Here is a 16,275-nt window from a genome sequence, read left to right as displayed (position 1 = left end):
CTGCATGAGACGGGTGGGACCGGATAACGGAGCCTGGCTCCGGTTGATGGTTCGAACCGTGTTGGCCTTTTGTTTGATCCGGGTTTTCCGGTCAGCGAAGGGGGACAGGATCCTCGAGCGTCGCTTGGGTGATCCGAGTTTGCGGATGCCCTGCGGCAAAAGGCAAACCGGCGGATATTTCCTTCGGGAAACTCCGTCAAATGGAGAAGGCAGTGGACAGAGCGGAAAAACGCGAATTCGTCGCGGACCTGAACGAGGTGTTCAACAACACCGGTTCGGTCGTCGTAGCCCACTATGCCGGTCTGACCGTCGCGCAGATGAACGATCTTCGTTCCAAGATGCGCGGTGCAGGCGGCACAGTTAAGGTTGCGAAAAACCGTCTCGCCAAAATCGCCCTTCAGGGAACCCCGTCCGAGAGCATTCAGGCCCTTTTCGAAGGCCAGACCCTGATTGCTTATTCGGACGATCCGGTTGTCGCTCCTCGGGTCGCCAATGACTTCGCCAAGGCAAATGACAAGCTTGTCATTCTTGGCGGTGCCATGGGTGAGACCGCGCTCGATTCCGATGGTGTGAAGGCTCTTGCCTCGCTGCCGTCGCTGGACGAGCTGAGGGCGAAGCTGGTCGGCATGATTTCTACGCCGGCCACCCGGATCGCTCAGGTTGTCAACGCGCCCGCGGGTCAGCTCGCGCGCGTCTTTGGCGCCTATTCCAAGAAGGACGAGGCGGCGTGATGCCGGTCCTCAAGACCAACAACACAGTTCGAACACAAAAGGAAATGTACAATGGCTGATCTTGCTAAGATCGTTGAAGACCTGTCGAGCCTGACCGTCCTCGAGGCGGCTGAGCTCTCCAAGATGCTTGAAGAGAAGTGGGGCGTCTCCGCTGCTGCTCCGGTGGCTGTTGCTGCTGCTGCAGGCGGTGCTGCTGGTGGCGAAGCTGCTGAAGAGAAGACCGAGTTCGACGTCGTTCTCACCGATGCAGGCGCACAGAAGATCAACGTGATCAAGGAAGTCCGCGGCATCACCGGCCTGGGCCTCAAGGAAGCCAAGGACCTCGTTGAGTCCGCTCCGAAGCCGATCAAGGAAGGCGTGTCCAAGGACGAAGCCGAGAAGATCAAGGGTCAGCTTGAAGGCGCTGGCGCTAAAGTTGAGCTGAAGTAATTCGGCGTCCGGTCCGCGCGGATTTCCGATCTGCGCGGACCGGAACTTTGAAGACGGAACCGGAACCTCTTTCCTGTGGGCCGCAAGCGGCTTTCAGGAAACGGGTTTTTATCCGTTTGGATTGACCGCCGGGATGGCGGTTCACGTGGTGCATGCAAGCCAGGCAGGGCAAGGAGCGACGATGGCCGAGACCCAAACGTTTAATGGTCGCAGGCGGGTACGCAAATTCTTCGGAAAGATTCCGGAAGTTGCGGAGATGCCGAACCTGATTGAGGTTCAGAAGGCATCCTATGACCAGTTCCTGATGGTCGAGGAGCCCCAGGGCGGGCGACCTGACGAGGGGCTTCAGGCGGTGTTCAAGTCGGTGTTCCCGATCTCGGACTTCGCCGGTACGGCGATGCTCGAATTCGTGGACTACGAGTTCGAAGAGCCGAAGTTCGATGTGGACGAGTGCCGGCAGCGCGATCTTACTTTCGCTGCGCCGCTCAAGGTGACGCTGCGCCTGATCGTCTTCGATGTGGATGAGGACACCGGCGCCAAGTCCATCAAGGACATCAAGGAGCAGGACGTCTACATGGGCGACATGCCGCTCATGACGTCCAACGGCACCTTCATCGTCAACGGTACCGAGCGCGTCATCGTCTCCCAGATGCACCGTTCGCCGGGCGTGTTCTTCGACCACGACAAGGGCAAGTCGCACTCGTCGGGCAAGCTTCTGTTTGCCGCGCGCGTCATTCCCTATCGCGGTTCCTGGCTCGACATCGAGTTCGACGCCAAGGACATCGTCCACGCGCGTATCGACCGCCGCCGCAAGCTTCCCGCGACGTCGCTTCTGATGGCGCTGGGCATGGACGGCGAAGAGATCCTGTCCACCTTCTACGATCAGCTGACCTATCAGCGCGACGGTGAGAACTGGCGCGTGCCGTATACGGTTGAGCGCTACAAGGGCCTCAAGGCCACTGCAGATCTCGTCGACGCGGACAGCGGCGAAGTGGTCGTTGAAGCCGGCAAGAAGATCACCGCGCGTCAGGCAAAGATGCTTGCAGAGAAGGGCCTCAAGGCCATTCACGCGACGGAAGAAGACCTGCTCGGCAACTATCTGGCCGAAGACATCGTCAACATGGAAACCGGCGAGATCTTCCTCGAGGCCGGTGACGAGATCGACGAGAAGACCCTCAAGGTTCTTCTGGAAGCCGGTGTCGACGAAGTCCACTTCCTGGACATCGACCACGTCAATGTGGGCGGTTACATCCGCAACACGCTGGCTGCCGACAAGAACGAGTCGCGCCAGGACGCGCTGTTCGACATCTACCGTGTCATGCGCCCGGGCGAGCCGCCCACGCTTGAGACGGCCGAAGCGATGTTCCATTCGCTGTTCTTCGACGCCGAGCGCTACGACCTGTCGGCCGTTGGTCGCGTGAAGATGAACATGCGTCTCGAGCTCGACGCCGAGGACACCGTGCGCGTTCTGCGCAAGGAAGACATCGTCGCCGTGGTCAAGACGCTGGTTGAGCTTCGCGACGGCAAGGGCGAGATCGACGACATCGACAATCTCGGCAACCGCCGTGTGCGTTCCGTCGGCGAGCTGATGGAAAACCAGTACCGCGTCGGCCTGCTCCGCATGGAGCGTGCGATCAAGGAACGCATGTCCTCGATCGAGATCGACACGGTCATGCCGCAGGACCTGATCAACGCGAAGCCGGCGGCTGCCGCCGTGCGCGAGTTCTTCGGTTCCTCGCAGCTTTCGCAGTTCATGGACCAGACCAACCCGCTCTCAGAGATCACCCACAAGCGTCGTCTTTCGGCGCTTGGACCGGGCGGTCTGACGCGTGAGCGTGCGGGCTTCGAAGTGCGCGACGTGCACCCGACCCACTATGGCCGTATCTGCCCGATTGAGACGCCGGAAGGCCCGAACATCGGTCTGATCAACTCGCTTGCCACCTTCGCCCGCGTCAACAAGTACGGCTTCATCGAGAGCCCGTACCGCAAGATCGTGGACGGCAAGGTCACGCAGGACGTCGTCTATCTCTCCGCCATGGAAGAGGCCAAGCACTACGTTGCACAGGCCAATGCCGTGATCGGTGAAGATGGTGCGTTCACGGATGAATTCGTCATCTGCCGCCATGCCGGCGAGGTGATGATGGCTCCGCGCGAGAACGTCGATCTGATGGACGTGTCGCCCAAGCAGCTCGTGTCGGTCGCGGCAGCGCTCATTCCGTTCCTTGAGAACGATGACGCCAACCGCGCACTGATGGGCTCGAACATGCAGCGTCAGGCCGTGCCGCTGGTGCGCGCCGAGGCTCCGTTCGTCGGCACCGGCATGGAGCCGATCGTGGCGCGCGACTCCGGCGCTGCCATCGCGGCCCGCCGTACGGGCATCGTCGACCAGGTGGATGCGACGCGTATCGTTATCCGCGCCACCGAGGATGTGGATGCATCGCGCTCCGGCGTCGACATCTACCGTCTGATGAAGTTCCAGCGTTCCAACCAGAACACCTGCGTCAACCAGCGTCCGCTGGTGCGTGTGGGCGACCGGATCAACAAGGGCGACATCCTTGCCGATGGTCCGTCGACGGATCTGGGTGATCTGGCGCTTGGCCGCAACGTGCTCGTCGCGTTCATGCCCTGGAACGGCTACAACTACGAGGACTCCATCCTTCTGTCCGAGCGCATCGTTCGCGATGACGTCTTCACCTCCATTCACATCGAGGAATTCGAGGTGATGGCGCGTGATACGAAGCTTGGACCGGAAGAAATCACGCGCGACATTCCGAACGTTTCGGAAGAAGCGCTGAAGAACCTCGACGAAGCCGGCATCACCTATATCGGTGCTGAAGTTCAGCCGGGCGACATTCTCGTCGGCAAGATCACGCCGAAGGGCGAGAGCCCGATGACGCCGGAAGAGAAGCTTCTGCGCGCCATCTTCGGTGAGAAGGCTTCGGATGTCCGCGACACCTCCATGCGTATGCCGCCCGGCACGTATGGCACGGTCGTCGAAGTGCGCGTCTTCAACCGCCACGGCGTTGAGAAGGACGAGCGCGCCATGGCTATCGAGCGCGAGGAGATCGAACGCCTCGCAAAGGACCGTGACGACGAGCAGTCGATCCTCGACCGCAACGTCTACGCGCGCCTTTCCGACATGCTCGTTGGCAAGCAGGCAATCGCCGGTCCGAAGGGCTTCAAGAAGGGCAGCGAGCTTTCCGCTGATGCGCTGAGCGAGTATCCGCGTTCGCAGTGGTGGCAGTTTGCCGTCGAGGACGAGAAGCAGCAGGAAGCGCTCGAAGCGCTGCGTGCACAGTATGACGAGTCCAAGAAGGCGCTCGAGCAGCGCTTCATGGACAAGGTCGAGAAGGTGCAGCGCGGCGACGAGATGCCGCCCGGCGTGATGAAGATGGTCAAGGTCTTCGTTGCCGTTAAGCGCAAGATGCAGCCCGGCGATAAGATGGCCGGTCGTCACGGCAACAAGGGTGTCGTGTCGCGCATCGTGCCGGTTGAAGATATGCCGTTCCTTGATGACGGTCAGCATGTCGACATCGTGCTGAACCCGCTTGGCGTGCCGAGCCGCATGAACGTCGGACAGATCCTCGAGACGCACCTTGGCTGGGCCTGTGCCGGCATGGGGCAGCAGATCGGCGACCTGATCGACAGCTACAAGGAAAGCGGCGACATCAAGCCGTTGCGCCAGACCATCGAGGCCGTCATTCCCGAGAATGACCGCAACGAGCCGGTTCGCCAGTATGACGACGAGAGCGTCGTGCGTCTGGGCGAGCAGATGCGTCGCGGTGTTTCGATTGCAACGCCGGTCTTCGACGGCGCGCATGAGGCTGACGTCAACGACATGCTGGAGCTGGCCGGTATGAAGACCTCTGGCCAGGTCACGCTTTACGACGGACGTACGGGCGAAGCCTTCGACCGTCAGGTGACCGTGGGCTACATCTACATGCTGAAGCTGCATCACCTGGTGGACGACAAGATCCACGCCCGTTCGATCGGCCCGTACTCGCTCGTTACCCAGCAGCCGCTGGGTGGTAAGGCGCAGTTCGGCGGTCAGCGCTTCGGTGAGATGGAGGTCTGGGCGCTGGAAGCTTACGGCGCGGCCTACACGCTGCAGGAAATGCTGACGGTGAAGTCGGACGACGTGGCAGGCCGTACCAAGGTCTACGAAGCCATCGTGCGCGGCGACGACACGTTCGAGGCAGGCATTCCCGAGAGCTTCAACGTTCTCGTCAAGGAAATGCGCTCGCTCGGTCTCAATGTGGAGCTTGAAAACTCCCGCATTGAAGGATCCGAGGCTGAGCAGCTGCCCGACGCGGCTGAATAAGCGTTACGGCGTGTCGCGGGATTGCCCGCGACACGCATTCGTCGTTCGCACGGCAGCATAGCGGCCGAGCATTTGAACCGGTGAGGCAGGCGGCGGCAGCCAACACCGAAGTTTGAAAAAGGGACAATGCGTCCCGAAAAGGAGATCGGCATGAACCAAGAGGTCATGAATCTTTTCAACCCTCAGGCGCCGGCACAGACTTTCGATTCGATCAGGATTTCTCTCGCTAGCCCCGAGAAAATTCTTTCCTGGTCGTATGGCGAGATCAAGAAGCCCGAGACCATCAACTACCGCACGTTCAAGCCCGAGCGTGACGGTCTGTTCTGCGCGCGCATCTTTGGTCCGATCAAGGATTACGAATGCCTGTGCGGCAAGTACAAGCGCATGAAGTACAAGGGCGTCATCTGCGAGAAGTGCGGCGTTGAAGTCACGCTGTCGCGGGTGCGTCGCGAGCGTATGGGCCACATCGAGCTGGCCGCTCCGGTCGCTCACATCTGGTTCCTGAAGTCGCTGCCGTCGCGCATCGGCACGCTGCTCGACATGACCCTGAAGGACATCGAGCGGGTTCTCTATTTCGAGAACTACATCGTCACCGAGCCGGGTCTGACGGCGCTTAAGGAAAATCAGCTCCTCTCCGAAGAAGAGTATCTGATCGCGGTCGACGAGTATGGTGAAGACCAGTTCACCGCCATGATCGGCGCCGAGGCGATCCATCACCTTCTGGAATCGATGGAACTGGAGAAGATCGCCGGCGATCTGCGCTCCGAGCTCGCGTCCACCACGTCCGAGCTGAAGCAGAAGAAGCTTCTGAAGCGCCTCAAGGTGGTCGAGAACTTCCTGGAGTCGGGCAACCGTCCGGAGTGGATGATCATGAAGATCGTCCCGGTCATTCCGCCGGATCTGCGTCCGCTGGTTCCGCTGGATGGCGGTCGTTTCGCGACCTCGGATCTGAACGACCTCTACCGTCGTGTGATCAACCGTAACAACCGTCTGAAGCGTCTGATCGAGCTGCGCGCACCGGGCATCATCATCCGCAACGAGAAGCGCATGCTTCAGGAATCCGTGGATGCGCTGTTCGACAACGGCCGCCGCGGCCGCGTTATCACGGGTGCCAACAAGCGTCCGCTGAAGTCGCTCTCCGACATGCTCAAGGGCAAGCAGGGCCGCTTCCGTCAGAACCTGCTCGGCAAGCGCGTCGACTACTCCGGCCGTTCGGTGATCGTGACCGGTCCCGAGCTGAAGCTGCACCAGTGCGGCCTGCCGAAGAAGATGGCTCTGGAGCTCTTCAAGCCGTTCATCTACGCTCGTCTCGACGCGAAGGGCTATTCGTCTACCGTCAAGCAGGCGAAGAAGCTGGTCGAGAAGGAAAAGCCGGAAGTCTGGGATATCCTGGACGAGGTCATCCGCGAGCATCCGGTTCTTCTGAACCGCGCGCCGACGCTGCACCGTCTGGGCATCCAGGCGTTCGAGCCCACCCTCATCGAAGGCAAGGCGATCCAGCTGCACCCGTTGGTCTGTACCGCGTTCAACGCCGACTTCGACGGCGACCAGATGGCCGTTCACGTGCCGCTGTCGCTCGAAGCGCAGCTTGAAGCGCGCGTCCTGATGATGTCGACCAACAACATTCTCCACCCGGCCTCCGGCGCACCGATCATCGTGCCGTCGCAGGATATGGTTCTCGGACTCTACTACCTGTCCATCATGAACCAGAACGAACCGGGTGAGGGCATGGTGTTCGCCGACATGGGCGAGCTGCATCACGCACTCGAGACCGGCGTCGTCACGCTGCACACCAAGATCAAGGGCCGTTTCAAGACTGTCGACGCGGAGGGCAACCCCGTATCGCAGATCCACGAGACCACGCCTGGCCGTATGATCGTTGGCGAGCTTCTGCCGAAGAACCACAATGTGCCCTTCGACATCTGCAACCAGGAACTGACCAAGAAGAACATCTCCAAGATGATCGACACGGTCTACCGTCACTGCGGTCAGAAAGAGACGGTCATTTTCTGTGACCGCGTCATGCAGCTCGGCTTCGGCCATGCCTGCCGCGCCGGCATTTCGTTCGGCAAGGACGACATGGTCATTCCAGACACCAAGGAAAACCTGGTGGCCGAGACGGAGGCGCTCGCGAAGGAATACGAGCAGCAGTACAATGACGGCCTGATCACCCAGGGCGAGAAGTACAACAAGGTCGTCGACGCCTGGGCCAAGTGCTCGGAAAAGGTCGCCGACGAGATGATGAAGCGCATTAAGGCGGTCGAATTCGACGATGACGGTCGCCAGAAGCCGATGAACTCGGTCTACATGATGTCGCACTCCGGTGCCCGTGGTTCGCCGGCGCAGATGCGTCAGCTTGCCGGCATGCGCGGCCTGATGGCCCGTCCGGATGGCTCCATCATTGAGACGCCGATCATCTCGAACTTCAAGGAAGGCCTGACCGTGATGGAGTACTTCAACTCCACCCACGGCGCCCGTAAGGGTCTGGCCGACACGGCTCTGAAGACGGCTAACTCGGGTTACCTGACCCGCCGTCTGGTTGACGTGGCTCAGGACTGCATTGTCACCGTGCCGGATTGCGGCACCGACAAGGGCCTGACCATGCAGCCGATCGTCGACGCCGGTCAGGTGGTCGCTTCCATCGGCCAGCGCGTGCTGGGCCGTACCGCGCTTGATGACATCATCAATCCGGCAACCGAAGAAGTCATCGTTGCTGCCGGTCGCCTGATCGACGAGCGTGACGTTGAAGCCATCGAGAAGGCAGGCATCCAGTCCGTCCGCATCCGCTCGGCGCTGACCTGTGAAGTGCGCGTCGGCGTCTGCGCGGTCTGCTACGGCCGTGACCTTGCACGCGGTACGCCGGTCAACATCGGTGAAGCTGTCGGCGTCATCGCCGCTCAGTCGATCGGTGAACCGGGCACGCAGCTCACCATGCGTACCTTCCACATGGGTGGTACGGCGCAGGTGGTCGACCAGTCGTTCCTCGAAGCTTCCTTCGAAGGCACGGTCAAGGTTCGCAACCGCAATGTGGTGCGCAACTCCGAAGGCGATCTCATCGTGATGGGCCGCAACATGGCGGTTCTCATCATGGACGAGAACGGCGAGGAACGTGCTAGCCACCGCCTGACCTACGGTTCGCGTCTGTTCATCGACGAGGGCGACAAGGTGAAGCGCGGTCAGCGTATCTCCGAGTGGGATCCCTACACCCGTCCGATGCTCACCGAAGTGGAAGGCACCGTGGCGTTCGAGGATCTGGTGGATGGCGTGTCGGTTCAGGAAACCGCCGACGAATCCACCGGTATCACGAAGCGCGAGGTCATCGACTGGCGTTCGACGCCGCGCGGCACCGACCTGAAGCCGGCTCTGACGATCCTCGACTCCAAGGGCAAGATCTCCAAGCTTGCTCGTGGTGGCGACGCGCGGTTCCTGCTTTCGGTGGAAACGGTTCTCTCCGTGGAGCCGGGCTCCAAGGTGATGCCGGGCGACGTGATTGCACGTATCCCGACCGAAAGTGCCCGTACGAAGGACATTACCGGTGGTCTGCCGCGCGTTGCGGAACTGTTCGAGGCCCGTCGTCCGAAGGATCACGCCATCATCGCCGAGATCGATGGTACGGTTCGCTTCGGCCGCGACTACAAGAACAAGCGCCGCATCATCATCGAGCCGCATGACGCGACTCTGGAGCCTGCGGAATACCTCATTCCCAAGGGCAAGCCGTTCCATCTTCAGGACGGCGACCAGATCGAGAAGGGCGACTTCATTCTCGACGGCAACCCGGCGCCGCACGACATCCTGGCGATCAAGGGCGTGGAGGCTCTGGCTTCCTACCTGGTCAACGAAATCCAGGAGGTCTATCGCTTGCAGGGCGTGTTGATCAACGACAAGCACATCGAGGTGATCGTTCGCCAGATGCTGCAGAAGATCGAGATCACGGCACAGGGCGACTCGACCTACATTCCGGGCGATCACGTCGACTCCGTGGAGTTCGACGAGGTCAACGACCGGTTGGTGGAAGAGGGCAAGAAGCCTGCCGAGGGCCAGCCGGTCCTGCTTGGCATCACCAAGGCTTCGCTGCAGACGCCGTCCTTCATCTCCGCGGCCTCCTTCCAGGAGACCACCCGCGTGCTGACCGAGGCGGCTGTTGCCGGCAAGGTCGACACGCTGCAGGGCCTGAAGGAAAACGTCATCGTCGGTCGCCTGATCCCGGCCGGTACGGGTGGCGCGATGAGCCAGGTTCGCCGGATTGCGCGCTCGCGCGACGATCTGATCCTGGACGAGCGTCGCAAGACCTCGGGCGTGGAAATGGCGGATCCGATGATCGCCGACATGACGACGAGTGCTGCCGAGTAATCGGCAGACCTCTTCTCAGAGAATGCAGAAGCCGGGCCTTGTGCCCGGCTTTTCTTTTGGCAGTCCACCGCCATCGTCGCGTGTCTGTCACCCGGCTGCATCATGAGGTTCTCCAGATCGCCGTGCGTTCATCCGGACGCACAAAAGGCGATCCAAACCATCGATGGAGCGTCGGATAAGCCGAAAACCGGTTTCGGTTCGTCGGTCCGATGCTCTGGAGGCGCATTCGCGCCCGGTTCACGGAGAAGACCTCATGTTCAGGAAATTAGTGCTCGCTGCCGCATTGTCCGTTTCGGCGCAGTCTCTGGCTCATGCCGAAGCCATGATGAAGCCCGCTTATCTCGGCGAAATCGTCCTCCCCAGCGGTCTCATGATCTCCGGTGTCGAGTTCGGCGGCATTTCCGGCCTGGACTACGACGCGGATGCGGATCTGTTCTATGCGATTTCGGACGACCGGTCGGAGAAAGCGCCGACGCGCTTCTACCGTCTGAAGCTTGTGATCGAGGAAGACGGCGTGAAGGGCGTCGACATTGTTTCGAGCCATGTGCTGCAGGGTGAGAATGGCGAGCCCTTCGCGGCCAAGACGATCGATCCCGAAGCGATCCGCTACGATGGTGCGCGCCAGAGCGTGTTCTGGTCGAGCGAACGGGATGCCAAAGGCAATCCGACGCTCTTTGAGGCCAAACCGGACGGCGCGTTCAAGCGCAGTTTCGCGGTCCCCGGCGCTTATCTTCCCGATGAGGCCGGCGAGCGCGGCATTCGCAACAATCTGGCGTTCGAGGGGCTGACGCTTTCGGTCGATGGAGAGACGATCTGGGTCGCGACCGAGAATGCGCTCGTTCAGGACGGACCGAAAGCGACGCTTGAGGCGGGCAGCCCTTCGCGTATCCTTGGTTTCAACGTCGAAAGCGGCGAGCCGGTTGCCGAATATGTCTACGAAACCGGAACGATCCACCAGAAGTCGGAAACCGAGCCTTACTATAACGACAATGGTCTGACGGAGATCCTCGAGATCGACGCCGGCACGTTTCTCGCGGTCGAGCGCTCCTTTGCGCTGGGGACCGGAAACGAGATCAATCTCTATCGGGTCGAAACGGCGGGTGCGACCGATATTCTCGGTGCTGACAGCATCGCAGACCGCGATGTCACGCCGGTCAGCAAGACGCATGTTCTGAAGATCGGGGAAGGGGACTTCGGTCTCGACGTGGACAACATCGAATCCCTGACCTGGGGGCCCGTCATTGCTGGCCGGAAGACGCTGGTTCTGGCTTCCGACAACAATTTCAACCCGAACGGCCAGTTCACCCAGTTCGTGGTGTTCGCCCTGGATGCGCCTTCTCAGTAAAGCGGGACGACTGAGGCGCGCTCATAAAGAAGAAGCCCGGCGCGATGGCCGGGCTTCCTGTCTCTGATCCGTGAAGGGGTCAGACCGGTTCGTCGAAGGTGACGATTGCGATCTCGCCTTCAAGCGCTCCCTGCCAGGCCGACAGGTGTGGTTCTTCATCGGGCTCGCCCTGCATGTCGCCGATCTGGTCCAGCTCGGCTTCCGCGTAGCCTTCGCGCGCGAGGGCTTCCAGCGCCAGCCGCACCGCCGTGTCGTCGTCCGGGGCCTGCAGCATGATATGCACGCCCTCGCTCTCATCACCCTTTTCGCGCCAGACCCGGCCGGTGATGATGGTGACGGGGCGATGTTCAGATTCGCTCATGGTGATTCCTGATTCTTGCCAACCGGCAATCGCTTACTATATGAAGCCTGCTTCTCGCATGCGGGATTGGAGAATGACAGAGATGGAGCGCCGTTTTGGTTCGAAATGGCGCTGTTTCGGGAAATAATCTGTCGTTTTAACCCTGTCTGGCTCGGCGATGGCCTGCGGTACAAGATAATCCTGGCGGCGGGGTTGACGGTTAACCCTCATGCGAGTAATTACCGCTTCGTCCGAGCCGATGTGAGGCTTTTTCTTTCGGGGCGACGCGCCCCGGATCAGGTCTCAAACAGGGTTCGTTTTTGCGAGCGACAGAATTTGCGGCGCATGAAGCGGAAACGCTTCCTCTGCTTTTTGTCCGGGCAAGACCGTTAAAAGCGGTTTGCAGCCTGGATTTGTGCGTAGAGCAAATTTTTGTTCTGGATGCGGCCCTCGGGCTTGAGACACGGAATTTGTAACAAGGGAAGGTTTGATGCCTACCGTTAACCAGTTGATCCGCAAGCCGCGCATTGCGCCGGTTAAGCGCAATAAGGTTCCGGCCATGCAGGCCAACCCGCAGAAGCGGGGTGTTTGCACGCGTGTTTACACGACGACGCCGAAGAAGCCGAACTCGGCCATGCGTAAGGTGGCCAAGATCCGCCTCGCCAATGGCTTCGAGGTCATCGGCTATATCCCGGGTGAGGGGCATAACCTTCAGGAGCACTCCGTGGTGATGATCCGCGGCGGCCGCGTGAAGGACCTTCCGGGTGTTCGCTACCACATCATCCGTGGTGTGCTTGACACCCAGGGTGTGAAGAACCGCAAGCAGCGTCGTTCGAAGTACGGCGCAAAGCGTCCGAAGTAGGATATCCGGCTTCGGCGCTTTGATTTTGAGCCGGGCCTCGAAGGTAAGAGACGAAAAACATGTCCCGACGCCACCGTGCAGAAAAACGAGAGATCAACCCCGATCCGAAATTCGGTGATACGGTTGTGACCAAGTTCATGAACGCCATCATGCTTGATGGCAAGAAGTCGGCTGCCGAGCGCATCGTTTACGGTGCATTCGACCAGGTAGAAGACAAGATGAAGCAGGAGCCTGTTGGTGTGTTCCATCAGGCGCTTGATAACGTTGCTCCGCACGTCGAGGTTCGTTCCCGTCGTGTTGGTGGTGCGACCTATCAGGTTCCGGTCGATGTTCGTCCTGAGCGTCGCCAGGCTCTGGCCATTCGTTGGCTGATTGCAGCTGCCCGCAAGCGCAACGAAACGACCATGGTCGATCGTCTGTCCGGCGAGCTGCTCGACGCAGCAAACAATCGCGGCACTGCCGTCAAGAAGCGCGAAGACACGCACAAGATGGCTGAAGCCAACCGCGCGTTCTCGCACTACCGCTGGTAGCCGTAGGATCGAAAAGGTACACGACGATGTCCCGCGAATATAAGCTCGAAGATTACCGTAACTTCGGTATCATGGCGCATATCGACGCCGGTAAGACGACGACGACCGAGCGTATCCTGTTCTACACCGGTAAGAACCACAAGATGGGCGAGACGCATGATGGCGCTTCGACCATGGACTGGATGGAGCAGGAGCAGGAGCGCGGTATCACCATTACTTCGGCTGCGACGACGACGTCGTGGACCGGTCGTGATGGCGCTACCCGCCGCTTTAACATCATCGACACCCCCGGCCACGTTGACTTCACCATTGAAGTCGAGCGTTCGCTGCGTGTGCTCGACGGTGCGGTTGCTCTGCTCGACTCCAACGCCGGTGTTGAGCCGCAGACCGAGACTGTCTGGCGTCAGGCTGACAAGTATCATGTCCCGCGCATGATCTTCTGTAACAAGATGGACAAGATCGGCGCGGACTTCTACCGCTGCCTCGACATGATCAAGTCGCGTCTTGGTGCCACGCCGCTCGCCATCCAGCTCCCGATCGGTGCAGAGAACGACTTCCAGGGCGTTGTCGACCTCATCGAGATGAAGGCTGTTGTGTGGCGCGACGAGTCGCTCGGCGCTCAGTGGGACATCGTTGAGATCCCGGCCGATCTTCAGGCGAAAGCCGAAGAATACCGCGAGCTGATGATCGAGACGGCTGTCGAGATCGACGAAGGTGCGATGGAGCGTTACCTCGAGGGCGAAATGCCTTCGAATGACGAGCTTCGCCAGCTGATCCGGAAGGGCACGATCAACGTGAACTTCCATCCGGTCCTCTGCGGCACCGCGTTCAAGAACAAGGGTGTGCAGCCGCTGCTCGACGCCGTCGTCGACTTCCTGCCTTCCCCGCTTGAAGTTCCGGCGATCAAGGGCATCGATCCGAAGACCGAAGCAGAGATCGAACGCGTTTCTTCCGACGAAGAGCCGCTTTCCATGCTCGCCTTCAAGATCATGAACGATCCGTTCGTTGGCTCGCTCACCTTCTGCCGCATCTATTCGGGTGTGCTGAACAAGGGTGTTTCGCTGTCCAACACCGTGAAGGACAAGCGTGAGCGCATCGGCCGCATGCTGCAGATGCACTCCAACTCGCGTTCCGATCTGGAAGTTGCTTACGCCGGCGACATCGTCGCTCTGGCAGGCCTGAAAGAGACGACCACGGGCGACACGCTCTGCGATCCGCTGAAGCCGGTCATTCTCGAGCGCATGGAGTTCCCGGATCCGGTGATCCAGATCGCCATCGAGCCGAAGACCAAGGGCGACCAGGAAAAGATGGGCCTCGCGCTCAACCGCCTGGCAGCAGAAGATCCGTCCTTCCGCGTCAAATCCGACGAGGAATCCGGTCAGACCATCATCGCCGGCATGGGTGAGCTTCACCTCGACATCATCGTCGACCGCCTGAAGCGTGAATTCAAGGTCGAGGCCAATGTGGGCGCCCCGCAGGTTGCATACCGCGAGACGATCACCCGCGAAGCCGAGATCGACTACACGCACAAGAAGCAGTCCGGTGGTTCGGGCCAGTTCGCCCGCGTCAAGATCGTGTTCGCGCCGAACACCGAGAGCGAGGAATTCGAGTTCGAATCCAAGATCGTCGGCGGTTCGGTTCCGAAGGAATACATTCCCGGTGTCCAGAAGGGTATCGAGAGCGTTCTTTCCTCCGGTCCGGTTGCAGGCTTCCCGATGCTCGGCGTGAAAGCCACGCTGATCGACGGCGCCTACCACGACGTTGACTCCTCGGTCCTCGCGTTCGAGATCGCCGCCCGCGCAGCCTTCCGTGAAGGCGCCCAGAAGGCGGGTGCGCAGCTTCTCGAGCCGATCATGAAGGTCGAGGTTGTGACGCCGGAAGAATATGTGGGCAGCATCATCGGTGACCTGAACGGTCGTCGCGGTCAGATCCAGGGCCAGGAGCCGCGCGGTATCGCTACGGTGATTAATGCCATGGTTCCGCTGGCAAACATGTTCAAGTACGTCGACACGCTGCGTTCGATGTCGCAGGGCCGCGCCCAGTACACGATGCAGTTCGATCACTACGAGCCGGTTCCCAGCGCTGTGGCGCAGGAGATCCAGAAGAAATACGCATAATTCGCTCAACGCACGTCGTTACGGATTATCGAAAGTTGAAAGAGCCCGAACGGGCACAAGGAATGGAGAGCTCACATGGCCAAAGGTAAATTTGAGCGTACGAAGCCGCATGCGAACATCGGCACGATTGGTCACGTTGACCACGGCAAGACGTCTTTGACGGCGGCGATCACGAAGTATTTCGGTGAGTTCCGCGCGTATGACCAGATTGACGGCGCGCCGGAAGAGAAGGCCCGCGGCATCACCATTTCGACCGCGCACGTTGAGTACGAGACGGAGAACCGTCACTACGCCCACGTCGATTGCCCCGGCCACGCCGACTACGTGAAGAACATGATCACGGGCGCTGCACAGATGGACGGCGCGATCCTGGTGGTTTCGGCCGCTGACGGCCCGATGCCGCAGACCCGCGAGCACATCCTGCTTGCGCGTCAGGTTGGCGTTCCGGCCATCGTCGTGTTCCTCAACAAGGTCGACCAGGTCGATGACGAAGAGCTTCTCGAGCTGGTTGAGCTCGAGGTTCGCGAGCTTCTGTCGTCCTACGACTTCCCGGGCGACGACATTCCGATCGTCAAGGGCTCGGCTCTTGCAGCTCTCGAAGACTCCAACAAGGAGATCGGCGAGGACGCAATCCGCAAGCTGATGGAAGAAGTCGACGCTTACATCCCGACGCCCGAGCGTCCGGTTGACCAGCCGTTCCTGATGCCGATCGAAGACGTGTTCTCGATCTCGGGCCGCGGTACGGTTGTGACGGGTCGCGTCGAGCGCGGCATCATCAAGGTCGGCGAGGAAGTCGAGATCGTTGGCATCCGTCCGACGACGAAGACGACCTGCACGGGCGTTGAAATGTTCCGCAAGCTGCTCGACCAGGGTGAAGCAGGCGACAACATCGGCGCGCTGATCCGTGGTGTTGACCGTGAAGGCGTTGAGCGCGGCCAGGTGCTGTGCAAGCCCGGTTCGGTCAAGCCGCACACGAAGTTCAAGGCAGAAGCCTACATCCTGACGAAGGAAGAGGGTGGCCGTCACACGCCGTTCTTCACCAACTACCGTCCGCAGTTCTACTTCCGTACAACGGACGTGACGGGTGTTGTGCATCTTCCGGAAGGCACCGAGATGGTCATGCCTGGCGACAACGTTGCCGTTGACGTCGAGCTGATCGTTCCGATCGCGATGGAAGAGAAGCTGCGCTTCGCTATCCGCGAAGGCGGCCGCACCGTCGGCGCCGGCATCGTCGCAGCCATCATTGAGTA

Annotated in this window: 10 protein-coding genes; 9 read left to right on the top strand and 1 reads right to left on the bottom strand. The window is 60.4% G+C overall.

What is annotated here, in order from left to right:
- Positions 1-212 precede the first annotated feature (212 nt).
- From rplJ to ACRTG1_RS11835, 5 genes are all read left to right on the top strand, one after another.
- Positions 213-731, top strand: coding sequence for a 50S ribosomal protein L10 (gene rplJ, locus ACRTG1_RS11855; RefSeq protein WP_113156316.1), 519 nt, complete (start codon positions 213-215; stop codon positions 729-731).
- Positions 732-782: 51 nt separating this feature from the next.
- Entirely contained in the window at positions 783-1,160 is a 378-nt protein-coding gene (gene rplL, locus ACRTG1_RS11850; RefSeq protein ID WP_065815249.1) for a 50S ribosomal protein L7/L12, read from the top strand.
- 181 nt (positions 1,161-1,341) lie between these two features.
- Entirely contained in the window at positions 1,342-5,481 is a 4,140-nt protein-coding gene (rpoB, locus tag ACRTG1_RS11845; protein WP_206545223.1) for a DNA-directed RNA polymerase subunit beta, read from the top strand.
- A 150-nt stretch (positions 5,482-5,631) separates the two neighbouring features.
- Positions 5,632-9,831 carry a DNA-directed RNA polymerase subunit beta' gene (gene rpoC, locus ACRTG1_RS11840; protein WP_113156315.1) on the top strand — a complete coding sequence of 1,400 codons (4,200 nt, stop codon included), beginning with the start codon at positions 5,632-5,634 and terminating at the stop codon, positions 9,829-9,831.
- A gap of 253 nt (positions 9,832-10,084) precedes the next feature.
- Positions 10,085-11,176: an esterase-like activity of phytase family protein gene (locus ACRTG1_RS11835; protein WP_432516337.1), complete on the top strand. Its 1,092-nt coding sequence runs from the start codon at positions 10,085-10,087 to the stop codon at positions 11,174-11,176.
- A 79-nt stretch (positions 11,177-11,255) separates the two neighbouring features.
- On the opposite strand, the gene ACRTG1_RS11830 is transcribed toward ACRTG1_RS11835, so the two are convergent.
- The gene (locus ACRTG1_RS11830; protein ID WP_113155294.1) at positions 11,256-11,537 is read right to left on the bottom strand and encodes a transcriptional regulator; all 282 of its coding nucleotides are present in this window, start codon (positions 11,535-11,537) and stop codon (positions 11,256-11,258) included.
- A 469-nt stretch (positions 11,538-12,006) separates the two neighbouring features.
- Here ACRTG1_RS11830 and rpsL point away from each other — a divergent pair, with 469 nt between their 5' ends.
- The 4 genes from rpsL to tuf form a co-directional block, all read left to right on the top strand.
- On the top strand, positions 12,007-12,378 hold the full coding sequence (gene rpsL, locus ACRTG1_RS11825; protein WP_007010616.1) for a 30S ribosomal protein S12: 372 nt from the start codon (positions 12,007-12,009) through the stop codon (positions 12,376-12,378).
- A 59-nt stretch (positions 12,379-12,437) separates the two neighbouring features.
- Entirely contained in the window at positions 12,438-12,908 is a 471-nt protein-coding gene (gene rpsG / locus ACRTG1_RS11820; protein WP_113155292.1) for a 30S ribosomal protein S7, read from the top strand.
- Positions 12,909-12,934: 26 nt separating this feature from the next.
- Positions 12,935-15,025, top strand: coding sequence for an elongation factor G (fusA, locus tag ACRTG1_RS11815; protein WP_206545226.1), 2,091 nt, complete (start codon positions 12,935-12,937; stop codon positions 15,023-15,025).
- Between the two features lie 75 nt (positions 15,026-15,100).
- The coding region (gene tuf, locus ACRTG1_RS11810) for an elongation factor Tu (RefSeq protein ID WP_206547510.1) at positions 15,101-16,275 on the top strand (1,175 nt) is incomplete at its 3' end.

The sequence above is a fragment of the Nitratireductor sp. PBL-C9 genome, from assembly GCF_050877045.1.
GTDB classification, from domain to species: Bacteria; Pseudomonadota; Alphaproteobacteria; order Rhizobiales; family Rhizobiaceae; genus Nitratireductor; species Nitratireductor aquimarinus.
The sequence above is the reverse complement of the archived record's forward strand: the minus strand, read 5'-3'. Positions and strand labels throughout refer to the sequence as shown.